The sequence below is a fragment of the Xenorhabdus hominickii genome, assembly GCF_002632725.1.
GTDB lineage: Bacteria > Pseudomonadota > Gammaproteobacteria > Enterobacterales > Enterobacteriaceae > Xenorhabdus > Xenorhabdus hominickii.
Genome location: NZ_NJAI01000001.1, coordinates 1,134,945 through 1,161,537 on the forward strand (window position 1 = coordinate 1,134,945; position 26,593 = coordinate 1,161,537).

The window sequence follows — 26,593 nt, forward strand, 5'->3', positions numbered from 1 at the left end:
ATCGGGCATTGAATTACTATGCCCGATTATATTAGAGATTAATTTATTGACCGGTACTGAATGTTTCTGTCATCTGCTCAAGTTGTTCCTGAATATTTAACCATTCCATTTCGATATCTTCGAGCTTGGATTTTGTTTGTGTCTGCTGATGCAGGCATTCTGTTAATTCAGTTTTGCGATCATTTTCGTAAAGCGTGTTGTCTGACAGTTTCTCTTCTAAATCAGCTAATTCCGTACCCAGTTTTTCCATTTGCTTTTCAAGGGCAGACAGTTTTTTGCGCAATGGTTGGGTTTGGTTACGGAATTCAGCTTCCCGCCGTTTTTGATCTTTACGCTCTTGGGCACTGAAATTTTGTGTGCCATTCGTCGAAGTATCGGTATCTGCTTTATCCTTTTCTTGGCTGTCACGTATTTGCTGGCGTTGTAGCTCGGTCAGCCATTGCTGATAATCTTCCAGATCACCGTTAAAAGGTTCCACTTCACCATCATGTACCAGATAAAGTTCGTCTGTTGTTGAGCGGAGCAAGTGTCTGTCGTGTGATACCACGACCAGAGCACCTTCGAAATCAATAAGCGCTTCAGTTAATGCTTGTCTCATGTCGAGATCAAGGTGGTTGGTCGGTTCATCAAGCAACAGAAGGTTGGGACGCTGCCAGACAATCAGAGCCAATACCAATCTGGCTTTTTCGCCCCCGGAAAAACGTCCGCTTGGATCGGTGACTTGATCACCTTGAAAGCCAAATCCACCCAGATAATCCCGAAGCTGTTGTTCCAACGTTTGCGGTGCTATTCGGGCCAAATGTTGTAATGGTGATTCATCTGCCCGCAGGTATTCCAACTGATGCTGTGCGAAGTAGCCCAGTTTGATGCCTTTTGATAAGGCAATCTCTCCTTGTTGTGGTGCAAGCTCGCCTGCCAGCAGTTTGATCAGCGTGGATTTACCCGCACCATTGCGGCCCAAGAGACCAATACGGGAACCCGGAACCAGATTTAATTTGATCGAGTCCAGCACGATCTTGTCGCCATAGCCGGCACTGATTTTTTCCATGTTCAAGAGTGGATTTGGCAGGCTGTCCGGTTGGCGGAAACTAAAGTGAAAAGGATTATCGATGTGGGCCGGAGCGATCAGCTCCATGCGTTCCAGCATTTTGATGCGGCTTTGTGCCTGTTTTGCTTTGGACGCTTTAGCGCGAAAGCGATCAATATAGCTGTGCAAATGAGCCACTTTCTCTTGCTGGCTTTGGTATAGCGCTTGTTGCTGGGCAAGTTTGGCGGCACGTTGCCGTTCAAAGGAGGAGTAGTTACCGGTGTACTCATACAGCGCCTGTTGTTCGATGTGCAGAACCCGATCAATGATGGGATCAAGAAAATCCCGATCGTGGGAAATCAAGATCAAGGTTCCGGTATAATTTTTCAGCCACTTTTCAAGCCAGATGACGGCATCTAAATCAAGGTGGTTGGTCGGTTCATCAAGCAATAGTAAATCGGAGCGGCAAATCAGTGCCTGAGCCAGATTGAGACGCATACGCCAGCCACCTGAAAAGGAACGTACTGGCTGTTCTAACTGGGTTTGGGAAAACCCCAGACCATGGAGCAGGCTGGCGGCACGGGAGCGGATTGTCCAAGCCTGAATAGTATCGAGTAAGCCATGAAGATGGGCGATAGCGTGACCATCATTTTGTTCGTTGGCGATTTTTAGCTTCTGTTCCAGTTGACGGAACTCACGATCGCCATCGATTACGTATTCCAGTGCCGAGGTCTCCAGAGCGGGTGTTTCCTGATTCACCCAAGCCAGCGCCCAGTTATTGGGAAATGTGACGGAGCCCCTCTCGGCCTGAAGTTCATCTTTTAGTAATGCGAGTAGGGTTGATTTACCACAGCCATTCTTGCCAACTAATCCGACTTTTTGGCCGGGATTGATGGTTTCGCTGGCATTGTCCAGCAGGACGCGAATGCCACGACGGATTTGAAGTGAAGAGAAAACAATCATAAATGTTGTCTATATAATAGTATGTTAAGTTAATAATTAGGTTTATATCTTTCATCTTTCAAGTTGCTGCTTTGTTGGTTGAGTTTATCCATCCCAGCCACCCATTCCACCGTACTGCAATTTGAAATTTATTGGGTATATATTCAATGTGATTTGATAGCTTGGCGTGCATGGTAGCGGAAAATATGTATCCTGACACGTCCTGGAGGGATTGATGTTGTTATCTCCTAACGTATTGCCGCCTAAAGTGTTACTGATATATACCCATCCCGAACCGCTGAATTCAGTCGCGAATAAAGTTTTGTTGCAGTTGGTGCAGAAATTGGAGCATGTGACGGTCCACGATCTTTATGGCTGTTATCCCGATTTTTTTATCGATGTTGCTTACGAACAACAGTTGTTGCGTGAACATAAAGTCATTGTTTTTCAACACCCTTTGTATACCTATAGTTGCCCGGCTTTATTGAAAGAATGGATGGATCGTGTGTTGAGCCGGGATTTCGTCAGCGGGACAGAGCTGGCATTGAGAGGAAAGTATTGGCGCTCTGTGATTACGACGGGAGAGCCTGAAGGAGCTTACCGAAGAGGAGGGTATAACCTTTATCCGATGGAAGAAATTCTCCGGCCTTTCGAACTCACGGCATTTATGTGTCACATGCATTGGTTATCACCAATGATCATTTATTGGGCCAGACGTCAACGGCCTGAAGTGCTCGCGAGCCACGCGTATGTGTATCAGGAATGGTTGAAAGCGCCATTGTCTTTGGGAGGGCTGTGATCATGGAGACTTCTGCGCTATTAAGCGCCGGGATACTTTTTTTATTTGCTGCTGTTGTGGCGGTTCCCCTTGCCCAGAAATTCAAGATTGGAGCTGTACTGGGTTATCTCATTGCAGGGATCGCACTTGGCCCATGGGGGCTGGGATTTATCAAGGATGTTGAGGAAATTCTGCATTTCTCGGAACTAGGTGTTGTTTTCCTGATGTTTATTATTGGTCTTGAGTTGAATCCAACAAGGCTTTGGCAGCTCAGGAGATTAATCTTTGGTGCGGGTACGGCTCAAGTGGTATTAACTGCACTGGTTCTGGCCTCATTCCTTTATTTGACGGATTTTTCATGGCAGGCCGCAGTTATCGGAGGAATTGGTCTCGCGATGTCATCCACAGCGATGGCGTTGCAATTGATGAAAGAGAAGGGGATGACGAACAACAATGAGGGTGGGCAGCTCGGTTTTTCTATCCTACTGTTTCAGGATATGGCTGTGATCCCCGCCTTGGCCGTGATCCCCTTGCTGGCTGGCGGGGCGGCTTCCAACGACTGGTATCGCATTGGACTAAAAGTTCTCGCTTTGGTAGGGATGTTGCTGGGTGGGCGATACCTGTTGCGTCCTCTGTTTCGATTGATGGTGAAATCGGGTGTCAGGGAGGTATTTACGGCGGCTGCGTTGTTGATCGTTCTGGGGGCCGCGATTTTTATGGAGACATTGGGTTTTTCAATGGCGCTCGGTACTTTCATTGCCGGGGTCTTGCTGGCTGACAGTGAATATCGGCATGAATTGGAGATCTCTATTGAGCCATTCAAGGGTTTGTTGCTGGGGCTATTTTTCATTTCTGTGGGAATGTCACTGAATTTGGGTGTTCTATTCACTTATTGGTCTAGTGTTTTATTGAGTGTTTTGGGACTGGTACTGATAAAAGGATTCATTCTTTATATTATCGGCAGAATATCTGGTTTAAGAAGATCGTCATGCTCACAGCTTTCTGGTGTGTTAAGTCAAGGGGGCGAATTTGCATTTGTCTTATTTTCTGTAGCGCTTGGACAGAAAGTGTTGGACCAAAAGCAGATGTCGCTTTTGTTAGTTGTGGTGACATTGTCGATGATGACAACCCCTTTGGTAATGAAGTTGATAGAAAGCATCTTGGCGCGTCGTTATAACGCACATGAAGAATCCAATGAACAGCCATTTGTGGAAGATAATGATCCACAGGTGATTCTAGTGGGCTTTGGTCGTTTTGGGCAAGTGGTCGGGCGTTTATTGATGGTGAATAAGATCCGTATCACTGTACTGGAACGTGATGTGAGTGCCATTAGCACCCTGCGCCGTTATGGTTATAAGGTGTATTATGGCGATGCGAGCGAATTGGAGCTGTTACGTTCTGCGGGGGCTGCGAGGGCCAAGGCGATAATCATTACGTGTGATGAACCGGAAGATACGATGGCCATCGTGCATTTGTGCCAGAAACATTTTCCTCGTCTGCATATTATTGCGCGGGCAAGAGGGCGCCTGGAAGCTCATGAACTGTTGCAGAATGGTGTGAAAGATTTTAATCGGGAAACATTTTCCAGTGCATTGGAGTTGGGCCGAAAGGCGTTGGTCAGGCTAGGGATGCATCCACATCAGGCTCATCGTGCCCAGCAGCATTTTCGGCGGTTGGATATGCGCATGTTACGTGAACTGATGTCCCCGTTGCATGGGGATATGGCGCAGGTATCTCGCGTGAAAGAGGCTCGCAGAGAATTGGAAGAATTGTTTGAACGGGAAATGATTAATGAACGTCGCCAGCCGGAAGGGTGGGATGAATATGAATAGTGTTGGGGTGAGTCATGTCAGTCAGTCGTAAACGTTTTATTGCAGGTGCGGTTTGTCCGAAATGCCAGTCTCAGGATACGTTGGCAATGTGGCAAGAAAATAAGGTAGATATCGTGGAATGTGCTCTTTGCGGGCATGTGCAGCGGCAAACGGATGAAGCTGTCACATCCCATGTAAGGGAGCAGGAACAGGTCATTGGGATTTTTACGCCACAGTAAATATATGAAGAATAAATTGTGGATAATTGTGTCGTCGCTAGGTACAGCGACGTAGAATTCCGTTACAATCGGCAATATTTTTCTGAGTTGTAAAAATTTCCCTTTATAGGGTTTCCCCTCGGGTATGTAGGAGTTGTCATGAAAGTAGCAAAAGACTTGGTGGTCAGTCTGGCTTATCAAGTAAGAACAGAAGATGGTGTTTTAGTTGATGAGTCCACGGTGAGTGCACCGTTAGACTATCTGCATGGCCGTGGTTCCCTGATTAGTGGTTTGGAAAAAGCTCTGGAAGGCCGTGAGGCGGGTGAGCGTTTTGATGTTAGCGTAGAATCTAATGATGCATACGGTCAGTATGATGATAATCTGGTTCAGCGCGTACCAAAAGATGTGTTTGTTGGTGTTGATGAAGTGCAGGTTGGTATGCGTTTTCTGGCTGACACAGATCAAGGGCCTATTCCAGTTGAAATCACCGAAGTAGATGGTGATGAAGTTGTCGTTGATGCTAACCACATGCTGGCTGGTCAAAATCTGAAATTCAATGTTGAAATTGTAGCAATTCGTGAAGCGACCGAAGAAGAGTTGTCTCACGGCCATGTGCATGGTCAGGGTGGATGCGGTGATCATGACCATCATGATCACGAAGAACATGAATGCTGTGGTGGCGGTTGCCACTGATTTTTGGTTACCTGAAAAGTTTTGGCTAACTGAAAAATCAGTAAGCAGACAAAAAAAGGGAAGCGCCTGATGGCCTTCTCTTTTTTTATGTTCCAGCCTTCCTTGGCAGGTTTTGATTCTGGCGATCACTATCAGTAATGAGGGGGTGGTGTTTCTTCCGAAAGCGGTGCAATAATCGATGATTGGTGTGTCTTCAGACGTTCAGCAATTAATTTCAGTTGTTCTTGTACCTTGACAGTTTCGATTTGCTGCTTTCTTACCTCTTGATTCAGCTCTTCAATGATGGCTTCCTGATAGGCCAGCTTGGTTTCCAGTTGTTCAAATCTTTGTTCAAATTCAGATAATTCCATTATCTTTCCTCCTGTCTCTGGTCAAGTAATTACATGGTGGAACGGTTATTCTAATCAAATTGATACTATAATACTCCAACATACAAGGCTCTAAGTGAAAAAGGGTTTCATGAAACCTATTTATCTTAATGTTGTCTCAATGGTTTTAAAAACAAGGTATCACAAATATTGTCATTGGTTTTCCAGGACGGTTATAGTAAATGGTATCAGTGACTTTTGCTGACGGTGACCCCACCCAAATTGATTGGAGAATAGGATGAAATCATTGTTTAAAACAACTTTGCTGGCAACGACTCTGGCAGTAGCATTCAGTGCCCCTCAAGCTCTGGCTGCCAACGCGGAAACCAAAAGCGAAGTTAAACTGAATAGTTCGTTTAAAACGACAGAACAACAGAATTCTTATGCTCTGGGCGCCTCTCTGGGTAACTACATGGCACACTCATTGAACGAGCAGAAAACGCTCGGTATCAACATAGAAAAAGCTCAGCTTTTGGCTGGTGTTGAAGATGCTTTAAATAATAAAAGCAAGATGACTGATCAAGAAATTCAGGACACTTTGCTCGCTTTTGAAACTAAAGTGAAAGATGCAGCACAAGCAAAAGCAAAAAAAGACGCCAGTGAAAATGGTGAAAAAGGGGCTCAATACCGTGAAGAGTTTGCTAAGCAATCAGGTGTAGTGAAAACCAAAACCGGTCTTCTTTATAAAATTGAGAAAGAAGGAACAGGTAAGGTTCCTAATGAAAGTGACACAGTGGTTGTCAACTACACGGGTTCTTTGATTGATGGACTGGTTTTTGATAGCTCTTATGAGCGTAAAGAGCCTCTGTCAATTCGTCTGGATAGCGTTATCCCGGGTTGGAAAGAAGGCTTACAGCACGTGAAGAAAGGCGGTAAAATTAAGTTAGTTATTCCACCTAATCTGGCTTACGATCAAGCAAACCTGCCTAAAATCCCCGCTAACTCTACTTTAGTTTTCGAAGTTGAATTACTGGATATTAAGCCGGCTGCCAAGACAAAGTAATTCCTTTAATAATTAAGAAATAACAGTGACAGGGGTTTTAATAACCCCTGTTTAGTCATGTTTTGTTTTTAACTTTCTATTTGGCGAGTAATAAGTCTGAATAAAGAAAAAATAAATTTACCAGATTATTATTTCTTGCGGTATTAACTGAAATATTTTCTTATATTTCAGGTGAAGTTGGCATAAAAGCTGTGATAAAACCCGGCGGTATGCACAGCAAGAGCTTGACGGCAATTCAATGTGGTTTTAACGTCATTATTCTGAATAGAGCATGGTCAATTTAGGAATGTTTGCTGAGATAGACGCTTAATTGTAGTAATGTGATTTTATAATAAATCTCACTAGATATTTTTGGTGAGGCAAAGTCTGAGTTTGAAGGATGGTGTATTACATGTCTACCCCGCTATTATCTGGTGATAACAGTGATATTGATTTACTGGAAAACCAACCGTTCAGTGAAACGGATCATGAAATTTTAAAATCTTACGAGGCTGCTGTTGATGGCCTTGCTATGTTGATTGGTGGGCATTGTGAAATAGTTCTTCATTCACTGGAAGATCTTAAATGTTCAGCTGTCAGAATAGCTAATGGGGAACATACTGGGCGTAAGATTGGTTCTCCAATTACGGATTTAGCATTACGGATGCTGCATGATATTACGGATGAAGATAGCAGTGTTTCCAAAGCGTATTTCACGCGGGCAAAAAGTGGCTCGTTGATGAAATCTATCACGATTGCTATTCGCAATCGCCAGCGTCGTGTCATTGGGCTTTTGTGCATCAATATGAACCTTGATGTGCCTTTCTCCGAAATTATTCAAACTTTTATCCCAGAAAAAAGTCGCGAGATTGCGTCAAACGTCAATTTTGCCTCTTCCGTAGATGATCTGGTTGCACAGACCCTGGAATTCACGATTGAAGAAGTGAATGCCGATCGCAATGTTTCTAATAATGCGAAAAACAGACAAGTGGTGCTTAACCTCTATGAGAAAGGCATCTTTGATATTAAGGATGCGATTAATCAGGTTGCGGATCGTCTGAATATCTCCAAACATACGGTATATCTCTATATTCGCCAATTTAAACATGGTGAATGTGCTAGTGCGGAGAAGTAATGTTATCACTGTCTTATTGCCTGCTGGTCACTGGGCCAGCTTATGGTACTCAGCAAGCCAGCAGCGCCTGCCAATTTGCTCAGGCGTTGATCGCTTCTGGTCATAAACTGCATAGCGTATTTTTTTATCGTGAAGGTGTGCAAAATGGCAATCAATTGGTTGCTCCCGCCAATGATGAATTTGATTTGGTCAGGGCATGGCAGGCATTGGCAGTCCAGCATCAGTTCAATCTGTTCATTTGCGTTGCAGCTGCGTTACGGCGCGGTATTGTGGATGAACAGCAAGCCGGTGAATTAAATCTTCCCGCTGCAAATTTGGCTGAGGGTTTCGAACTCAGTGGACTGGGCGCTTTGGCGGAAGCCATGATGCTATGCGACCGCGTTATACAATTTTAGATTAGAGCACATTTAGATTAGAGCGCAGTGGCTATTAATGAAAAAAATCGCTTTTGTTTTTACTGAAGCTCCCCATGGGTCTTCTGCCGGTAGAGAGGGGCTGGATGCACTACTCGCAACATCGGCATTGACCGAACAGATTGGCGTGTTCTTTATTTCTGATGGTGTGTTTCAACTACTGTCCAATCAGCAGCCGGATAAAATTCTAGCCCGGGATTATATCTCCACTTTCAAAGTCCTGCCTCTTTATGACATTGATAACTGCTATGTTTGCCTTGATGATCTGGTGATTCGGGGAGGCAGTCCAGATAGTCACCTTGTTCTGGATGCTGAATTTCTGTCTGCGGCAGCGATACGAAAACGGTTAGCAGGTTATGATGTTGTGTTGAAATTTTAATCTATTTTAGGTAGGTAACATGTTATATACTGTCAGTCGCTCACCTTACCAAGATGACTTCAATGCAATGCTTGGCCTGATCTCTGATACAGATGATGTTCTGCTGATTCAGAACGGTGTATTACTGGGTATCAATGAAAATCGCTATTTGATCGAGTTGCTCCGAACGGGCGCTGGCATTTATGCCTTGGAGGCAGATATAGCGGCACGGGGTTTGATTGAACAAATATCAAACCGTGTTCAGGTGATTGATTACAAGGGATTTGTTAACTTAACTGTAAAACATAAGCAAAATTTTGCCTGGTAGATGAGGCTGATTGTTGAGAAAGGTGAATTGTGTTTTTCAGCCACTTGGTCAGCACCTTATCAGCCCTGTACTCTGCCCGCATAGAAAAACTGTATATTTCTTGACACCTCGTCAAGTCAGCAATAAAATTCGGCGTCCTCTCTTTTTGTCATTATGGCTGAGAGAGGATAAAATCCGTGTTTACGAAGCAAAAAAACCAGGAGCTTTTTTAATAATGGCAACTATTAACCAGCTGGTTCGCAAATCTCGTAGCTCGAAAGTTGTGAAAAGCAACGTTCCTGCACTGGAAGCTTGCCCGCAAAAACGTGGCGTATGTACTCGTGTATATACTACCACTCCTAAAAAACCAAACTCCGCACTGCGTAAAGTATGCCGTGTGCGTTTGACTAACGGTTACGAAGTTTCTTCCTACATCGGTGGTGAAGGCCACAACTTGCAGGAACACTCCGTTATCTTGATCCGTGGCGGTCGTGTTAAAGACTTGCCAGGTGTGCGTTACCACACTGTTCGCGGTGCACTGGACTGTTCCGGTGTTAAAGACCGTAAACAAGGTCGTTCTAAGTACGGTGTGAAGAAGCCAAAGGCTTAATGGTTCTCCGTTAAGTAAGGCCAAACATTTTTCACTTTAATGTCAAAATAAACTCGTAGAGTTTTGGACAACCCTGAAATTCGAAACGGAGTATTTCCATGCCACGTCGTCGTGTAATTGGTCAACGTAAAATTCTGCCAGATCCAAAGTTCGGATCTGAACTACTGGCTAAATTTGTAAATATTCTGATGGTAGACGGTAAAAAATCTATCGCGGAAGGAATTGTATATAGTGCGCTTGAGACCCTGGCTCAGCGTTCTGGTAAAAATTATCTGGAAGCATTCGAGCTGGCACTGGATAACGTGCGCCCGACTGTAGAAGTTAAGTCCCGCCGTGTAGGTGGTTCTACTTATCAGGTTCCAGTTGAAGTTCGTCCGGTTCGTCGTAATGCACTGGCAATGCGTTGGATCGTTGATGCTGCTCGTAAACGCGGTGATAAGTCAATGGCTCTGCGCCTGGCGAATGAGTTATCTGATGCGGCTGAAAACAAAGGCGCTGCTGTGAAGAAACGTGAAGACGTTCACCGCATGGCAGAAGCTAACAAGGCGTTCGCACACTATCGTTGGTAATCCCTTTGTAGTGAATATGTTCTGGGTAGCTGCTTGGCTACCCGTTCTTTGAATTGAACGCCCACGAGAGAGGAAAAAATGGCTCGTAAAACACCTATAGCACGTTACCGCAATATCGGTATCAGTGCTCACATCGACGCCGGTAAAACCACGACAACTGAACGTATTCTGTTTTACACAGGTGTAAACCATAAAATTGGTGAGACGCACGAAGGTTCTGCAACAATGGACTGGATGGAGCAGGAACAGGAACGTGGTATCACCATTACGTCCGCTGCGACTACTGCATTCTGGTCTGGTATGGCTAAACAGTATGAGCCACACCGCGTCAACATCATCGACACCCCAGGCCACGTTGACTTCACTATCGAAGTAGAACGTTCTATGCGTGTTCTTGACGGTGCAGTAATGGTTTACTGTGCAGTTGGTGGCGTTCAGCCTCAGTCTGAGACTGTGTGGCGTCAGGCTAACAAATACAATGTTCCACGTATCGCGTTCGTTAACAAAATGGACCGTATGGGGGCAAACTTCCTGCGTGTAGTAGAGCAGATCAAAACCCGTCTGGCTGCGAACCCTGTTCCACTTCAACTGGCAATAGGTGCTGAAGATTCCTTCACCGGTGTTGTTGACCTGTTGAAAATGAAAGCAATCAACTGGAATGAAGCAGATCAGGGCGTTACCTTCGAATACGAAGATATCCCTGCTGACATGGTTGAGTTGGCACAGGAATGGCATCAGAACCTGATCGAATCCGCAGCAGAAGCATCAGATGAACTGATGGACAAATATCTGGGCGGTGAAGAGCTGACTGAAGAAGAAATCAAGACAGCTCTGCGTAAACGTGTTCTGGCTGGCGAAATCATCCTAGTTACCTGTGGTTCTGCATTTAAGAACAAAGGTGTTCAGGCAATGCTGGATGCAGTTATCGACTATCTGCCGGCACCAACTGACGTTGAGTCTATTAAAGGCCTTCTGCCAGACGGTAAAGATACTCCAGCAGAGCGTCACTCAAGCGATGAAGAGCCATTCTCAGCACTGGCGTTCAAAATCGCTACTGACCCATTCGTGGGTAACTTGACTTTCTTCCGTGTTTACTCTGGTGTTGTTAACTCTGGTGATACTGTACTGAACCCGGTGAAAGACAGGAAAGAGCGTTTTGGCCGTATCGTTCAGATGCATGCTAACAAACGTGAAGAAATCAAAGAAGTCCGTGCAGGCGATATCGCTGCTGCAATCGGTCTGAAAGATGTCACTACAGGTGATACTCTCTGTGATATTAGCTCCCCAATCATTTTGGAGCGCATGGAATTCCCAGAGCCAGTTATCTCTGTTGCTATCGAACCAAAAACTAAAGCTGACCAAGAAAAAATGGGTATCGCTTTAGGTCGTCTGGCTCAGGAAGACCCATCATTCCGCGTAACCAGTGACGAAGAAACTGGTCAGACTATTATCGCGGGTATGGGTGAACTGCACCTCGACGTTCTGGTTGACCGTATGCGTCGCGAATTTAACGTTGAAGCGAACGTAGGTAAACCTCAGGTTGCTTACCGTGAAACTATCCGCACTACTGTTGAGCAGGAAGGTAAACACGCTAAACAGTCAGGTGGTCGTGGTCAGTATGGTCACGTTTGGCTACGTGTTGAGCCTCTGGAACCAGGTGGCGAAGGTTACGTGTTCGAGAACGCAATCGTCGGTGGTGTTGTTCCTAAAGAATATATTCCAGGCGTAGATAAAGGCGTTCGTGAACAGCTGAAAGGCGGTGTTCTGGCTGGTTATCCAATTGTTGACGTTAAAGTTACCCTGTTTGATGGTTCTTACCATGACGTTGACTCCTCGGAAATCGCCTTTAAAATTGCTGCATCCATGGCATTTAAAGAAGGCTTCATGAAAGCGAAACCAGTTCTGCTGGAACCAATCATGAAAGTTGAAGTGGAAACACCAGAAGACTACATGGGCGACGTCATCGGTGACTTGAACCGTCGCCGTGGTATGATCGAAGGTATGGATGATCTAGCAACGGGCAAAATTGTTCGTGCTCAAGTACCATTATCTGAAATGTTTGGTTATGCTACTGACCTGCGTTCTCAGACCCAAGGTCGTGCTTCTTACTCCATGGAGTTCTTGAAGTACAACGAAGCGCCTAGCAACGTCGCTCAGGCTATTATCGAAACTCGTAAAGCTAGATAAGTTTTCGGGTTTACTATCTTTTGGCTCCCTTATCTTCGTGATGAGGGAGCGATATTAAGGAATAGAGTCGTGTCTAAAGAAAAGTTTGAACGTAAAAAACCGCACGTTAACGTTGGTACTATCGGTCACGTTGACCACGGTAAAACTACCCTGACTGCAGCAATCACCACTGTTCTGGCGAAAACTTACGGCGGTAGCGCTCGTGCATTCGATCAGATCGATAACGCACCAGAAGAAAAAGCGCGTGGTATCACCATTTCTACTTCTCACGTAGAATACGATACCCCAACTCGCCACTATGCGCACGTTGACTGCCCAGGCCACGCCGACTATGTTAAAAACATGATCACGGGTGCTGCTCAGATGGATGGCGCAGTTCTGGTTGTTGCTGCAACTGATGGCCCAATGCCACAGACTCGTGAGCACATCCTGCTGGGTCGTCAGGTAGGCGTTCCATACATCATCGTGTTCCTGAACAAATGTGACATGGTTGATGATGAAGAGCTGCTGGAACTGGTTGAAATGGAAGTACGTGAGCTGCTGTCTCAGTACGATTTCCCAGGCGATGATACGCCAATCATCCGTGGTTCTGCTCTGAAAGCGCTGGAAGGCGAAGCTGAGTGGGAAGCGAAAATCATCGAACTGGCAGAAGCACTGGATTCCTACATTCCAGAACCAGAGCGTGACATTGACAAGCCATTCCTGCTGCCAATCGAAGACGTATTCTCCATCTCCGGCCGTGGTACTGTAGTTACCGGTCGTGTTGAGCGTGGTATCGTTAAAGTGGGTGACGAAGTTGCAATCGTTGGTATCTCAGATACTGTGAAAACAACTTGTACTGGCGTTGAAATGTTCCGCAAACTGCTGGACGAAGGCCGTGCTGGTGAGAACGTAGGTGTTCTGCTGCGTGGTACTAAGCGTGACGAAATCCAACGTGGTCAGGTACTGGCTAAACCAGGTTCAATCCAGCCGCACACTCAATTCGAATCAGAAGTTTATATTCTGAGCAAAGATGAAGGTGGCCGTCATACTCCATTCTTCAAAGGTTACCGTCCACAGTTCTACTTCCGTACAACTGACGTAACCGGTACTATCGAACTGCCAGAAGGCGTTGAGATGGTAATGCCTGGTGACAACATCAACATGATCGTTACCCTGATTGCTCCAATCGCAATGGACGAAGGTCTGCGTTTCGCCATCCGTGAAGGTGGCCGTACTGTAGGTGCTGGTGTTGTTGCTAAAGTGATTGCATAATTTTTTTATGTGTTCATTCTGGAAGGGCATCGACAGATGCCCTTTTTATACGTTGTTTTAATAAGAACCTATCTCATCAATAGTTGTTCATAATTAACTGTTCTATAATGGATAAATTGTCATTCGACGGTTATTCTTAAGTATTGGTGAGATAGGCTCTGATACAACGGATGGGCTTTCATATCGTTTAAGATGCAAAGTCCTACTGAATTATGGCGCCGAGTCAGATACAATTACAATTATCTTTGGGTTCGGTCTGATTTGTTTTGCTCTTGCGAGGCAAGCTGGCTATCTATTTTCATCATAGTTACTTACATATAGTTACAGGTTGGTTTATGAGTGCGAATAGCGATGCTCAAGTAAGCGGGCGTGGTCTTGATATAGCAAAATGGCTACTGGTAGCAGTTCTGTTAGTGGTTGCTATTGTGGGTAATTACTATTACCGAGAGTATAACCTGCCTCTGCGCGCGATAGCCGTCGTTGCTATTGTTGCCTTTGCAGGAGCAGTTGCATTGTGGACTGCGAAAGGTAAATCTGCATTAGCATTTGCCCGTGAAGCCCGCATTGAAATGCGTAAAGTCATTTGGCCAACTCGCCAGGAAGCTCTGCATACAACCCTGATTGTTGCAGCAGTCACTGCTGTCATGTCCTTGATTTTATGGGGGCTGGATGGCGTTCTGGTGCGTTTAGTTTCATTTATTACAGGCCTGAGGTTTTAAAAATGTCTGAATCCCCAAAAAAGCGTTGGTATGTCATACAGGCATTTTCTGGGTTTGAAAGTCGCGTCTCTCAATCTCTGCGTGAGCATATCAAATTAGAAAATATGGAAGATTCTTTCGGCGAAGTGATGGTGCCGACAGAAGAGGTTGTTGAGATCCGAAGTGGTCAACGCCGTAAAAGCGAGCGTAAATTCTTCCCTGGCTATGTCTTGGTACAGATGGTAATGAACGATGCGACTTGGCATTTGGTTCGCAGTGTACCTCGCGTAATGGGTTTTATCGGCGGTACGTCTGACCGTCCTGCACCAATCAGTGATAAAGAAGTTGATGCGATTATGAATCGTCTTCAACAGGTTGGTGATAAACCCCGGCCAAAAACTCTGTTCGAGCCAGGAGAAATGGTTCGTGTCAGCGATGGCCCGTTTGCAGACTTCAATGGTGTAGTGGAAGAAGTCGATTACGAAAAGAGCCGCTTGAAAGTTTCGGTTTCTATCTTTGGTCGTGCTACACCAGTCGAGCTGGATTTCAGTCAGGTAGAGAAAGCCTAATCTGATGCTTAAGTAAACAAGCTCGCTTGCAAAAGGTGTGAAATTAGCATACAATTTCGCGCCTTTTGTTTTTATCTAGAGTCTGTTTTTGACGCAATCTAGATATGCTCAAATAGGTATAGTTTAAATGGCCTGGTCTTTTAAGACGGGGCCTGTATTGTCAGGGGAGCCTCATTTTGAGGCGATAGACCCACATAGAGGAAATATAGATGGCTAAGAAAGTACAAGCCTACGTTAAGCTGCAAGTTGCAGCTGGTATGGCTAACCCAAGCCCACCAGTTGGTCCAGCACTGGGCCAGCAGGGTGTTAACATCATGGAATTCTGTAAAGCGTTCAATGCTAAAACTGAAAGCATTGAAAAAGGTCTGCCAATTCCAGTTGTTATTACTGTTTATGCTGACCGTTCTTTCACTTTCGTTACCAAAACCCCACCTGCGGCTGTTCTGCTGAAAAAAGCAGCAGGCGTTAAATCTGGTTCTGGCAAACCGAATAAAGAGAAAGTTGGTAAAGTAACCAGCACTCAGATTCGTGAAATTGCTGAAACTAAAGCTGCGGACATGACTGGTGCTGACGTTGACGCGATGATGCGTTCAATCGAAGGTACTGCTCGTTCCATGGGCCTGGTAGTGGAGGATTAATCAATGGCTAAACTGACCAAGCGCATGCGCACTATCCGTGAAAAAGTTGATGTAACTAAACAGTATGACATCAACGAAGCCGTTGCTCTGCTGAAAGAACTGGCTACCGCTAAGTTTGTAGAAAGCGTTGACGTAGCTGTTAATCTTGGCATCGATGCTCGTAAATCTGACCAAAACGTTCGTGGTGCAACTGTACTGCCAAACGGTACTGGTCGTTCAGTACGTGTTGCTGTATTTACTCAGGGTGCAAACGCTGAAGCGGCTAAAGCTGCTGGCGCTGAACTGGTAGGTATGGAAGATCTGGCTGAACAGATTAAGAAAGGCGAGATGGACTTTGACGTAGTTATCGCATCTCCAGATGCAATGCGCGTTGTTGGCCAGCTGGGCCAAATCCTGGGCCCACGTGGTCTGATGCCAAACCCGAAAGTTGGTACTGTAACTCCTAACGTTGCTGAAGCTGTACAGAATGCTAAAGCAGGTCAGGTTCGTTACCGTAACGACAAAAACGGTATCATTCACACCACTATCGGTAAAGTTGACTTTGACGCTGACAAACTGAAAGAAAACCTGGAAGCTCTGCTGGTTGCGCTGAAAAAAGCGAAACCATCTTCTGCTAAAGGTATTTACATCAAGAAAGTTAGCCTGTCCACTACCATGGGTGCGGGTGTTGCGATCGACCAGTCTGGTCTGAGCGCATCAGCTTAATTATTTAAGCTGAGAATAAAGCTTTACCTTAGTGTCAGATTTGTCTAAAATCCGACGCTTAAAATTTGCCTGATAATATGTAACAACTATTAATAGTCGCTATATAAAATCTATCGAGCAAATCACAGTTTTCGGTTGGAGCTTGGCCTGATCCAAGCCCCGTCCAAGACCGCAGGCGTAAGTAATTACTTAATATCCTGCGTAGACGGTGACAGAGCCAAATGAAATTTATTTTTCTGGATTCTGCTCACCGTGTTTCAGCGCTCAGGCACATTTGGTGCTTTGAGTGAAGTGAGTCCCGGGTTTTCCCGGTTAATCCAGGAGCAAGAAGCTAATGGCACTAAATCTTCAAGACAAACAAGCGATTGTTGCTGAAGTCAGCGAAGTAGCCAAAGGCGCGCTGTCTGCGGTTGTTGCGGATTCTCGCGGCGTTACCGTAGATAAAATGACTGAACTGCGTAAAGCAGGTCGCGAAGCTGGCGTTTACATGCGTGTTGTTCGTAACACCCTGATGCGTCGTGCTGTTGAAGGCACCGATTACGAGTGTCTGAAAGAAGCGTTTGTTGGTCCAACCTTGATTGCTTTCTCTAATGAACATCCGGGCGCAGCTGCTCGTTTGTTCAAAGAGTTCGCGAAAGCGAACCCAGCATTCGAGATTAAAGCAGCAGCCTTTGAAGGTGAGTTTATTTCAGGTGAAAATATCGATCGCCTGGCAACACTCCCAACTTACGATGAAGCAATCGCACGCCTGATGGCAACCATGAAAGAAGCCTCTGCAGGCAAACTGGTTCGCACTCTGGCTGCGCTACGCGATCAGAAAGAAGCTGCTTAATAGCCTATTTCCTTCGTTGCTTTTTAACGTATAAACTTTTTCTGAATTTTAGGAACACTTGTTATGTCTATCACTAAAGAACAAATTCTGGACGCAGTTGCAGAAATGTCTGTAATGGACGTTGTTGAACTGATCAGCATGATGGAAGAAAAGTTCGGCGTTTCTGCTGCTGCAGCTGTAGCTGTAGTTGGTGCTGCTGCTGAAGCTGTTGAAGAAAAAACTGAATTCGACGTAATTCTGACTGGCGTTGGTGCAAACAAAGTTGCTGTAATCAAAGCAGTACGTGGCGCAACTGGTCTGGGTCTGAAAGAAGCTAAAGACCTGGTTGAAAGCGCACCAGCTGCTCTGAAAGAAGCAATCAGCAAAGACGACGCTGAAGCTCTGAAAAAATCTCTGGAAGAAGCTGGTGCTTCTGTTGAGATCAAGTAAGATCAGTTTGAAGTTCGCAGCCTGATTTTCTAAGGCTGGCGGCTGGCGATTTTTTAATCGCCAGCCTTTTTGCGCTGTAAGGGCATTGTCTGTAAAGGTTTTAATCTAATATTTTGTTTTAATATATTTTTTAAAAATATTGTCTTAACGATATTGTTTTAACAACCTTGCTTTAATGGCATAGCCTGAGAGCCAATTATGCAGGGGATTAGTAGCATTTCACACTGTTTAGCTGCTAATGAACCTAAAATGCTTTTTCCTATTGACGACTTAATATACTGCGTTCTCAGCTACGATCCACTCGGGTAGCTCGGTAGTCAGGTAGCGCAATGAAATGATTTAAGAGTAATAGCAATGAGTATTACGGAAAATATTCTATTTTCTGTTCGAAGAAATAGTGTTGCAGAATGCTGTCCTAAAAGGCGGGCAGAGTGGGTCACTGATCAGCGAGCTGAGGAACCCTATGGTTTACTCCTATACCGAGAAAAAACGTATTCGTAAGGATTTTGGTAAACGTCCACAAGTTTTGGATATTCCATTCCTTCTTTCTATCCAACTTGACTCGTTCCAGAAGTTTATCGAGCAAGATCCCGAAGGCCAGAATGGACTGGAAGCGGCCTTCCGTTCTGTGTTCCCAATTCAGAGTTACAGCGGCAATTCCGAGCTGCAATATGTAAGCTATCGTCTTGGCGAACCTGTTTTTGATGTCAAAGAGTGTCAGATTCGTGGCGTGACTTTCTCTGCACCACTGCGCGTAAAACTGCGTCTGGTGATCTATGAGCGTGAAGCGCCAGAAGGTACAGTCAAAGATATCAAAGAACAAGAAGTCTACATGGGTGAAATTCCACTCATGACTGATAACGGGACTTTCGTTATCAACGGTACTGAGCGCGTTATCGTATCTCAGTTGCATCGTAGCCCAGGCGTTTTCTTTGACAGCGATAAGGGAAAAACCCATTCATCCGGTAAGGTACTGTATAATGCACGTATCATTCCTTACCGTGGTTCATGGTTAGATTTCGAATTTGATCCAAAAGATAATCTGTTTGTGCGTATCGACCGCCGCCGTAAACTGCCGGCTTCGATTATTTTGCGCGCGATGAATTATACCACTGAAGACATCCTGAATCTGTTCTTCAACAAAACCGTTTTCGAAATTCGTGATAACAAATTGCAGATGACTCTGGTTCCAGAACGTCTGCGTGGTGAGACTGCTTCTTTTGATATCGAAGCGAACGGCAAGATTTATGTTGAAAAAGGCCGTCGTATCACTGCTCGTCATATCCGCCAGTTAGAAAAAGATCAGGTAGACCGCATTGAGGTTCCTGTCGAATATATCGCGGGTAAAGTTGTCGCAAAAGATTACATTGACCAGAACACAGGTGAAATTATCTGTGCTGCGAACATGGAACTCTCTTTGGATCTGTTGGCGCGTCTGAGCCAGTCTGGTCATAAAACGATTGAGACCCTGTTCACCAACGATTTGGATCACGGTGCATACATCTCCGAAACGCTGCGTGTTGACCCAACCAACGATCGCCTGAGCGCACTGGTTGAAATCTATCGCATGATGCGTCCTGGTGAACCACCAACACGTGAAGCCGCCGAAAACTTGTTTGAGAACCTGTTCTTCTCTGAAGACCGTTATGATCTGTCTGCGGTTGGCCGCATGAAGTTCAACCGTTCTTTGGATCGTGAAGAGATTGAAGGTTCCGGTATCCTGAGCAAAGAAGACATCATTGAGGTGATGAAGAAGCTCATCGATATTCGTAACGGTAAAGGTGAAGTCGACGATATTGACCACTTGGGCAACCGTCGTATCCGTTCCGTTGGTGAAATGGCCGAAAACCAGTTCCGCGTCGGTCTGGTGCGTGTAGAACGTGCCGTGAAAGAGCGTCTGTCTCTGGGTGATCTGGACACTCTGATGCCACAGGATATGATCAACGCCAAACCAATTTCTGCGGCGGTGAAAGAGTTCTTTGGTTCCAGCCAGTTGTCCCAGTTTATGGACCAGAACAACCCTCTGTCTGAAATTACCCACAAACGCCGTATTTCTGCGTTGGGTCCAGGCGGTCTGACCCGTGAACGTGCAGGCTTCGAAGTTCGAGACGTACACCCGACTCACTACGGTCGTGTATGTCCAATCGAAACCCCTGAAGGTCCAAACATCGGTTTGATTAACTCATTGTCCGTTTATGCGCGTACCAATGAGTATGGTTTCCTTGAAACGCCTTACCGCTTAGTTCGTGATGGTGTAGTGACTGATGAAATTCACTACCTGTCTGCGATCGAAGAAGGTAACTACGTCATTGCACAGGCTAACACCGTCTTGGATGAAGAAGGTCACTTCGTTGAAGAACTGATCACGTGCCGTCATTACGATGAATCAAGCTTGTTCAATCGTGATCAGGTTCAGTACATGGACGTTTCGACACAACAGATCGTGTCCGTCGGTGCTTCCCTGATCCCATTCCTTGAACACGATGACGCCAACCGTGCATTGATGGGTGCGAACATGCAACGTCAGGCGGTTCCAACTCTGCGTGCTGACAAGCCGTTGGTCGGAACAGGTATGGAGCGTGCGGTAGCGGTTGACTCCGGTGTAACCTCTGTTGCTAAACGCGGCGGTATGGTTCAGTACGTTGACGCATCTCGTATCGTTATCAAGGTTAACGAAGATGAAATGTACGCTGGTGAAGCGGGCATCGATATCTATAACCTGACCAAATATACCCGTTCTAACCAAAACACCTGTATCAATCAGATGCCATGTGTTTCTCTGGGCGAGCTGGTAGAGCGTGGTAACGTACTGGCTGATGGTCCATCCACCGACTTGGGTGAACTGGCTCTGGGTCAGAACATGCGCGTGGCGTTCATGCCATGGAATGGTTATAACTTCGAAGACTCCATCCTCGTATCTGAGCGAGTTGTTCAGGAAGACCGTTTCACAACTATTCACATTCAAGAACTGGCTTGTGTGTCTCGTGACACCAAACTGGGGCCTGAAGAGATCACCGCTGATATCCCTAACGTAGGTGAAGCTGCTCTGTCTAAACTGGACGAATCCGGCATCGTTTATATCGGTGCGGAAGTGAAAGGTGGCGACATTCTGGTTGGTAAAGTGACACCAAAAGGTGAAACTCAGCTCACTCCAGAAGAAAAACTGCTGCGTGCGATCTTCGGTGAGAAAGCGTCTGATGTGAAAGACTCTTCACTGCGCGTACCAAACGGTGTTTCTGGTACTGTTATTGACGTACAGGTCTTTACCCGTGACGGCGTAGAAAAAGACAAGCGTGCGTTAGAAATTGAAGAGATGCAGTTGCGTGAGGCGAAGAAAGACCTGACAGAAGAGCTGCAAATTTTCGAAGCAGGTCTGTTTGCTCGTATTCACTCCGTACTGGTTTCTGGTGGTATTGAAGCAGAAAAACTAGACAAACTGCCTCGTCAGCGCTGGTTGGAACTGGGTCTGGCTGATGAAGAAAAACAGAATCAGTTGGAGCAGTTAGCAGAACAGTATGACGAACTGAAAACTGAGTTCGAGAAAAAACTGGATGCTAAACGCCGTAAGATCACTCAGGGCGACGATCTGGCACCGGGTGTACTGAAAATCGTCAAAGTGTATCTGGCTGTGAAACGTCAGATTCAGCCTGGTGATAAGATGGCAGGTCGCCACGGTAACAAGGGTGTTATCTCTAAGATCAACCCGATCGAAGATATGCCTTACGATGAAAACGGTACACCTGTAGATATCGTACTGAACCCGCTGGGCGTACCATCCCGTATGAACATCGGTCAGATTCTGGAAACTCACTTGGGTATGGCAGCGAAAGGCATTGGTGACAAGATCAATGCGATGCTGAAACAGCAGCAAGAAGTTGCCAAACTGCGTGAATTCATCCAGAAAGCCTATGATCTGGGTGACGATACCCGTCAGAAAGTTGATTTGAACACCTTCAGCGACGAAGAAGTGATGCGTTTGGCAGAAAACTTGAGAAAAGGTATGCCAATCGCAACGCCAGTCTTTGACGGAGCAAAAGAAACTGAAATCAAAGAGCTGTTGAAACTGGGTGGCCTGCCGACTTCCGGTCAGATCACACTGTTTGATGGCCGTACTGGTGAGCAGTTTGAGCGTCAGGTAACCGTCGGTTACATGTATATGCTGAAATTGAACCACTTGGTTGATGACAAGATGCACGCCCGTTCTACCGGTTCTTACAGCTTGGTTACTCAGCAGCCGCTGGGTGGTAAGGCACAGTTCGGTGGTCAGCGCTTCGGTGAGATGGAAGTGTGGGCATTGGAAGCATACGGTGCCGCGTACACCCTGCAAGAAATGCTCACCGTCAAGTCTGACGATGTTAACGGTCGTACCAAGATGTATAAAAACATCGTGGATGGTAACCACCAGATGGAACCAGGCATGCCGGAATCTTTCAACGTATTGCTGAAAGAAATCCGTTCGTTGGGTATTAACATCGAGCTGGAAGACGAATAAATCGTTTTCCCGCTGGTACTGTCCGGCATGAAAATGTCGGGCAGTTTACCAGCCAGTGGTTACACTGGTCATAGGGGTGAGTGGCATGGGCCACTCACCTGACAGGTCTAACTCCGACAGGAGCTATTTCGTGAAAGACTTATTGAAGTTTCTGAAAGCGCAAACTAAGACCGAAGAGTTTGATGCGATCAAAATTGCTCTGGCCTCTCCAGACATGATCCGTTCGTGGTCATTCGGGGAAGTAAAAAAGCCGGAAACTATTAACTACCGTACGTTCAAACCTGAACGTGACGGTCTTTTCTGTGCGCGTATCTTCGGGCCAGTAAAAGATTACGAATGCTTGTGTGGTAAATACAAGCGTTTGAAACACCGTGGTGTGATTTGTGAGAAGTGTGGCGTAGAAGTTACGCAAACTAAAGTTCGTCGTGACCGTATGGGACATATCGAGCTGGCTTCTCCAACGGCTCACATCTGGTTCCTGAAATCCCTGCCATCTCGCATCGGTTTGTTGCTGGACATGCCTCTGCGTGACATTGAACGCGTATTGTACTTCGAATCCTATGTGGTTGTTGAAGGCGGAATGACCAGTCTTGAGCGTGCTCAGATCCTGACCGAAGAACAATATCTGGATGCGCTGGAAGAGTTCGGTGATGAATTTGACGCAAAAATGGGCGCGGAAGCGATCCAAGATTTGCTGAAAAATCTCGACCTAGAAAATGAATGTGAAACCTTGCGTGAAGAGTTGAACGAAACCAACTCTGAAACTAAACGTAAGAAGCTGACCAAACGTATTAAACTGTTGGAAGCTTTCATTCAGTCTGGTAACAAACCAGAGTGGATGGTTTTGACCGTTCTGCCAGTTCTGCCACCGGATTTGCGTCCATTGGTTCCGCTGGATGGTGGTCGTTTCGCAACTTCAGATCTGAACGATCTGTATCGTCGCGTAATCAACCGTAACAACCGTCTGAAACGCCTGCTGGATCTGGCTGCGCCAGACATCATCGTACGTAACGAAAAACGTATGTTGCAGGAAGCGGTTGATGCGTTGCTGGATAACGGTCGCCGCGGTCGTGCGATTACTGGTTCTAACAAACGTCCTCTGAAATCCTTGGCAGACATGATCAAGGGTAAACAAGGTCGTTTCCGTCAGAACCTGCTGGGTAAACGTGTAGACTACTCAGGCCGTTCTGTAATTACCGTAGGTCCATACCTGCGCCTGCATCAGTGTGGTCTTCCTAAGAAGATGGCACTGGAGCTGTTCAAACCATTCATCTACGGCAAGCTAGAACTGCGTGGTCTGGCAACGACTATCAAAGCAGCCAAGAAAATGGTTGAGCGTGAAGAAGCCGTTGTGTGGGATATCCTGGATGAAGTCATTCGTGAGCACCCAGTTCTGCTGAACCGTGCACCGACCCTTCACCGTTTGGGTATTCAGGCATTTGAACCTGTTCTGATCGAAGGTAAAGCTATCCAGTTGCACCCATTGGTGTGTGCGGCTTATAACGCCGACTTCGATGGTGACCAGATGGCTGTTCACGTACCGTTGACACTGGAAGCCCAGTTGGAAGCGCGTGCGCTGATGATGTCTACCAACAACATCCTGTCTCCAGCGAGTGGTGAACCAATCATCGTTCCATCTCAGGACGTTGTATTGGGTCTGTACTACATGACTCGTGACTGTGTTAACGCGAAAGGCGAAGGCATGGTTCTGAGTGGTCCTAAAGAAGCAGAGCGCGTTTACCGAGCAGGTCTGGCTTCTTTGCACGCTCGTGTCAAAGTTCGCATCACTGAAGAAGTAAGAGATGGCGAAGGTAATGTCACCACCAATACAGGTCTGGTTGATACTACAGTCGGTCGTGCCATCCTGTGGATGATTGTACCGAGAGGTTTGCCATACTCACTGATTAACCAGGCGCTGGGTAAAAAAGCAATCTCTAGAATGCTGAACACCTGTTACCGCGTACTGGGTCTGAAGCCAACCGTTATCTTAGCAGACCAGACCATGTATACTGGTTTTGCTTACGCTGCCCGTTCTGGGGTATCCGTAGGTATCGACGACATGGTTATTCCTGAGAAGAAAGAAGGCATCATCGCGGAAGCGGAAGCAGAAGTGGCCGAAATTCAGGAACAGTTCCAATCAGGTCTGGTAACTGCTGGCGAACGCTATAACAAAGTTATCGATATCTGGGCCGCAGCGAACGAACGTGTTGCTAAGGCGATGATGGAAAACTTGTCTAGTGAAACTGTTATTAACCGTAACGGTGAAGAAGAACAGCAAGTTTCCTTCAATAATATCTTTATGATGGCTGACTCCGGTGCTCGTGGTTCTGCTGCTCAGATCCGTCAGTTGGCGGGTATGCGTGGCTTGATGGCAACACCAGATGGCTCCATCATCGAAACGCCAATCACGGCGAACTTCCGTGAAGGTCTGAACGTACTTCAGTACTTCATCTCAACCCATGGTGCTCGTAAAGGTCTTGCGGATACCGCATTGAAAACGGCGAACTCCGGTTACTTGACCCGTCGTCTGGTTGATGTTGCCCAAGACTTGGTCGTAACTGAAGATGACTGTGGAACTCACGACGGTATCCTGATGACTCCGGTTATCGAAGGTGGCGACGTTAAAGAACCGCTGCGTGAGCGCGTATTGGGTCGTGTGACGGCTGAAGACGTTCTAAAACCAGGTACGGCAGACATTCTGGTTGAACGTAACACTCTGTTGAACGAAAAATGGTGTGATCTGTTAGAAGAAAACTCCGTTGACAGCGTGAAAGTACGTTCAGTAGTAAGCTGTGAAACTGACTTCGGTGTTTGTGCGAACTGTTACGGTCGCGACCTTGCTCGTGGTCACCGCATCAACAAAGGTGAAGCAGTTGGTGTTATCGCGGCACAGTCAATCGGTGAGCCGGGTACACAGCTGACGATGCGTACGTTCCATATCGGTGGTGCGGCATCTCGTGCGGCAGCAGAATCTAGCATCCAAGTACGTAACAAAGGCCATTTGAAACTGTTCAACGCTAAGTTTGTTACTAACTCAGCGGGCAAACTGGTTATTACTTCCCGTAATACCGAATTGCGTCTGATCGATGACTTCGGCCGTACCAAAGAAAGCTATAAAGTGCCTTACGGCTCAGTATTGGCGAAAGGTGATGGTGAAACAGTAACTGGCGGTGAAACCGTTGCGAACTGGGATCCACATACCATGCCAGTCGTGAGTGAAGTCTCCGGTATCATCCAGTTCTATGACATGGTTGATGGTCAGACTATCACCCGTCAGACGGACGAATTGACTGGTCTGTCTTCACTGGTAGTTCTGGACAGTGCAGAACGTACTGGTAGCGGTAAAGACCTGCGTCCAGCACTGAAAATTGTTGATGCCCAGGGTAACGACGTTCTGATCGCCGGTACAGATATGCCTGCTCAGTACTTCCTGCCGGGTAAAGCGATTGTTCAGCTGGAAGATGGCATGACCATTTCTGCGGGTGATACGCTGGCGCGTATTCCTCAGGAATCTGGCGGTACTAAAGATATTACCGGTGGTCTGCCACGCGTTGCTGACTTGTTCGAAGCACGTCGTCCGAAAGAACCTGCTATCTTGGCAGAAATCAGCGGTATTGTTTCCTTCGGTAAAGAAACCAAAGGCAAACGCCGTCTGGTTATCAGCCCACTGGATGGCTCTGATGCTTACGAAGAGATGATCCCTAAATGGCGTCAGCTCAACGTGTTCGAAGGTGAGGTTGTTGAACGTGGTGACGTGATCTCCGATGGCCCAGAATCTCCACATGACATTCTGCGTCTGCGTGGTGTTCATGCAGTTGCCCGTTACATCACCAACGAAGTACAGGAAGTTTACCGTCTGCAAGGCGTTAAGATTAACGATAAACACATCGAAGTTATCGTTCGTCAGATGCTGCGTAAAGTGACAATCGCAAGCACGGGAAGCTCTGAATTCCTCGAAGGCGAGCAGGTTGAATACGCACGCGTTAAAGTTGCAAACCGTAAGTTGGAGCAGAATGACAAAGTACCTGCAACCTTCCACCGTGATCTGTTGGGTATCACCAAGGCATCACTGGCAACGGAATCCTTCATCTCTGCGGCGTCGTTCCAGGAAACAACCCGCGTACTGACTGAAGCCGCTGTTGCAGGTAAACGTGATGAACTGCGTGGCTTGAAAGAGAACGTGATTGTTGGTCGTTTGATCCCTGCAGGTACAGGTTATGCTTACCATCAGTCTCGTATCCGTCGTCGTCACAACAACGAAGTGGTCGAAGCACCACAAGTTAGCGTTGACGAAGCAACTGCAAACCTTGCTGAACTTTTGAATGCAGGTTTTGGTAGCAGCAGCGATAAAGACTAATATCGTGATGTATAGCATACCTTATACGTATAGCTAATCGTGAAATGCCCTCTCTTAGTAGAGGGCATTTTTTTATCCGATAAAAAATTAAAATGTGAGGTGTGAAAAATGACTCGGTGCCTGATGATTTGCAGGTAAAATGGATGAATTATTCGTGTGCTAAGAGCCTATTCTATTAGGCTCTTAAATTAAATATGAAATTTCACAATAACCATTTGATA

General features: G+C 46.2%; 23 protein-coding genes. 21 read left to right on the top strand and 2 right to left on the bottom strand.

The features are described 5' to 3' along the window. Positions 1 to 43 precede the first annotated feature (43 nt). Positions 44 to 1,990, bottom strand: coding sequence for an ABC transporter ATP-binding protein (locus Xhom_RS05075; protein WP_069317681.1), 1,947 nt, complete (start codon positions 1,988 to 1,990; stop codon positions 44 to 46). 214 nt (positions 1,991 to 2,204) lie between these two features. Here Xhom_RS05075 and kefG point away from each other — a divergent pair, with 214 nt between their 5' ends. The 4 genes from kefG to slyD all read left to right on the top strand — a co-directional run bounded on the left by kefG (position 2,205) and on the right by slyD (position 5,469). Continuing rightward, complete coding sequence (kefG, locus tag Xhom_RS05080) at positions 2,205 to 2,768, top strand: glutathione-regulated potassium-efflux system ancillary protein KefG (protein ID WP_069317682.1); 564 nt, start codon at positions 2,205 to 2,207, stop codon at positions 2,766 to 2,768. A 2-nt stretch (positions 2,769 to 2,770) separates the two neighbouring features. Then, positions 2,771 to 4,579 carry a glutathione-regulated potassium-efflux system protein KefB gene (kefB, locus tag Xhom_RS05085; RefSeq protein ID WP_069317683.1) on the top strand — a complete coding sequence of 603 codons (1,809 nt, stop codon included), beginning with the start codon at positions 2,771 to 2,773 and terminating at the stop codon, positions 4,577 to 4,579. A 14-nt stretch (positions 4,580 to 4,593) separates the two neighbouring features. Continuing rightward, a complete protein-coding gene (locus tag Xhom_RS05090; protein WP_069317684.1) occupies positions 4,594 to 4,797 on the top strand; it encodes a YheV family putative zinc ribbon protein in 204 nt (67 codons plus the stop codon). A 138-nt stretch (positions 4,798 to 4,935) separates the two neighbouring features. Continuing rightward, on the top strand, positions 4,936 to 5,469 hold the full coding sequence (gene slyD, locus Xhom_RS05095) for a peptidylprolyl isomerase (RefSeq protein ID WP_069317685.1): 534 nt from the start codon (positions 4,936 to 4,938) through the stop codon (positions 5,467 to 5,469). 131 nt (positions 5,470 to 5,600) lie between these two features. On the opposite strand, the gene Xhom_RS05100 is transcribed toward slyD, so the two are convergent. Beyond that, positions 5,601 to 5,819 carry a SlyX family protein gene (locus Xhom_RS05100; RefSeq protein ID WP_069317686.1) on the bottom strand — a complete coding sequence of 73 codons (219 nt, stop codon included), beginning with the start codon at positions 5,817 to 5,819 and terminating at the stop codon, positions 5,601 to 5,603. 256 nt (positions 5,820 to 6,075) lie between these two features. Between Xhom_RS05100 and fkpA the strand changes: the two genes are divergently transcribed. The 17 genes from fkpA (at position 6,076) to rpoC (ending at position 26,372) form a co-directional block, all read left to right on the top strand. Beyond that, positions 6,076 to 6,840 carry an FKBP-type peptidyl-prolyl cis-trans isomerase gene (gene fkpA, locus Xhom_RS05105; protein ID WP_069317687.1) on the top strand — a complete coding sequence of 255 codons (765 nt, stop codon included), beginning with the start codon at positions 6,076 to 6,078 and terminating at the stop codon, positions 6,838 to 6,840. A gap of 391 nt (positions 6,841 to 7,231) precedes the next feature. After that, on the top strand, positions 7,232 to 7,954 hold the full coding sequence (locus tag Xhom_RS05110) for a helix-turn-helix transcriptional regulator (RefSeq protein WP_069317688.1): 723 nt from the start codon (positions 7,232 to 7,234) through the stop codon (positions 7,952 to 7,954). Beyond that, positions 7,954 to 8,349 (top strand): sulfurtransferase complex subunit TusD, encoded by a 396-nt coding sequence (tusD, locus tag Xhom_RS05115; protein WP_069317689.1) that lies wholly within the window; start codon positions 7,954 to 7,956, stop codon positions 8,347 to 8,349. The genes Xhom_RS05110 and tusD overlap by 1 nt, the downstream gene beginning before the upstream one ends. 37 nt (positions 8,350 to 8,386) lie before the next feature. Beyond that, the gene (gene tusC, locus Xhom_RS05120) at positions 8,387 to 8,746 is read left to right on the top strand and encodes a sulfurtransferase complex subunit TusC (protein WP_069317690.1); all 360 of its coding nucleotides are present in this window, start codon (positions 8,387 to 8,389) and stop codon (positions 8,744 to 8,746) included. Between the two features lie 19 nt (positions 8,747 to 8,765). Next, a complete protein-coding gene (tusB, locus tag Xhom_RS05125) occupies positions 8,766 to 9,053 on the top strand; it encodes a sulfurtransferase complex subunit TusB (protein ID WP_069317691.1) in 288 nt (95 codons plus the stop codon). 214 nt (positions 9,054 to 9,267) lie between these two features. Beyond that, positions 9,268 to 9,642 carry a 30S ribosomal protein S12 gene (rpsL, locus tag Xhom_RS05130; RefSeq protein ID WP_066749204.1) on the top strand — a complete coding sequence of 125 codons (375 nt, stop codon included), beginning with the start codon at positions 9,268 to 9,270 and terminating at the stop codon, positions 9,640 to 9,642. A 98-nt stretch (positions 9,643 to 9,740) separates the two neighbouring features. Next, positions 9,741 to 10,211 (top strand): 30S ribosomal protein S7, encoded by a 471-nt coding sequence (gene rpsG, locus Xhom_RS05135; protein ID WP_069317692.1) that lies wholly within the window; start codon positions 9,741 to 9,743, stop codon positions 10,209 to 10,211. 78 nt (positions 10,212 to 10,289) lie between these two features. Beyond that, positions 10,290 to 12,398 carry an elongation factor G gene (gene fusA / locus Xhom_RS05140; protein WP_069317693.1) on the top strand — a complete coding sequence of 703 codons (2,109 nt, stop codon included), beginning with the start codon at positions 10,290 to 10,292 and terminating at the stop codon, positions 12,396 to 12,398. A gap of 69 nt (positions 12,399 to 12,467) precedes the next feature. Continuing rightward, on the top strand, positions 12,468 to 13,652 hold the full coding sequence (tuf, locus tag Xhom_RS05145; RefSeq protein ID WP_069317694.1) for an elongation factor Tu: 1,185 nt from the start codon (positions 12,468 to 12,470) through the stop codon (positions 13,650 to 13,652). A gap of 335 nt (positions 13,653 to 13,987) precedes the next feature. After that, positions 13,988 to 14,371 (top strand): preprotein translocase subunit SecE, encoded by a 384-nt coding sequence (gene secE, locus Xhom_RS05150; protein ID WP_069317695.1) that lies wholly within the window; start codon positions 13,988 to 13,990, stop codon positions 14,369 to 14,371. Positions 14,372 to 14,373: 2 nt separating this feature from the next. After that, the gene (gene nusG / locus Xhom_RS05155; RefSeq protein ID WP_069317696.1) at positions 14,374 to 14,919 is read left to right on the top strand and encodes a transcription termination/antitermination protein NusG; all 546 of its coding nucleotides are present in this window, start codon (positions 14,374 to 14,376) and stop codon (positions 14,917 to 14,919) included. Between the two features lie 209 nt (positions 14,920 to 15,128). Continuing rightward, positions 15,129 to 15,557, top strand: coding sequence for a 50S ribosomal protein L11 (rplK, locus tag Xhom_RS05160; RefSeq protein ID WP_069317697.1), 429 nt, complete (start codon positions 15,129 to 15,131; stop codon positions 15,555 to 15,557). A 3-nt stretch (positions 15,558 to 15,560) separates the two neighbouring features. Beyond that, positions 15,561 to 16,262, top strand: a complete 702-nt coding sequence (gene rplA / locus Xhom_RS05165; protein ID WP_069317698.1) for a 50S ribosomal protein L1 — start codon at positions 15,561 to 15,563, stop codon at positions 16,260 to 16,262. 334 nt (positions 16,263 to 16,596) lie between these two features. Continuing rightward, positions 16,597 to 17,094 (top strand): 50S ribosomal protein L10, encoded by a 498-nt coding sequence (rplJ, locus tag Xhom_RS05170; protein ID WP_069317699.1) that lies wholly within the window; start codon positions 16,597 to 16,599, stop codon positions 17,092 to 17,094. A gap of 63 nt (positions 17,095 to 17,157) precedes the next feature. Then, a complete protein-coding gene (gene rplL / locus Xhom_RS05175) occupies positions 17,158 to 17,523 on the top strand; it encodes a 50S ribosomal protein L7/L12 (RefSeq protein ID WP_069317700.1) in 366 nt (121 codons plus the stop codon). A gap of 463 nt (positions 17,524 to 17,986) precedes the next feature. Then, on the top strand, positions 17,987 to 22,015 hold the full coding sequence (gene rpoB, locus Xhom_RS05180) for a DNA-directed RNA polymerase subunit beta (protein WP_069318537.1): 4,029 nt from the start codon (positions 17,987 to 17,989) through the stop codon (positions 22,013 to 22,015). A gap of 130 nt (positions 22,016 to 22,145) precedes the next feature. After that, complete coding sequence (gene rpoC / locus Xhom_RS05185) at positions 22,146 to 26,372, top strand: DNA-directed RNA polymerase subunit beta' (protein ID WP_069317701.1); 4,227 nt, start codon at positions 22,146 to 22,148, stop codon at positions 26,370 to 26,372. Positions 26,373 to 26,593 lie beyond the last annotated feature (221 nt).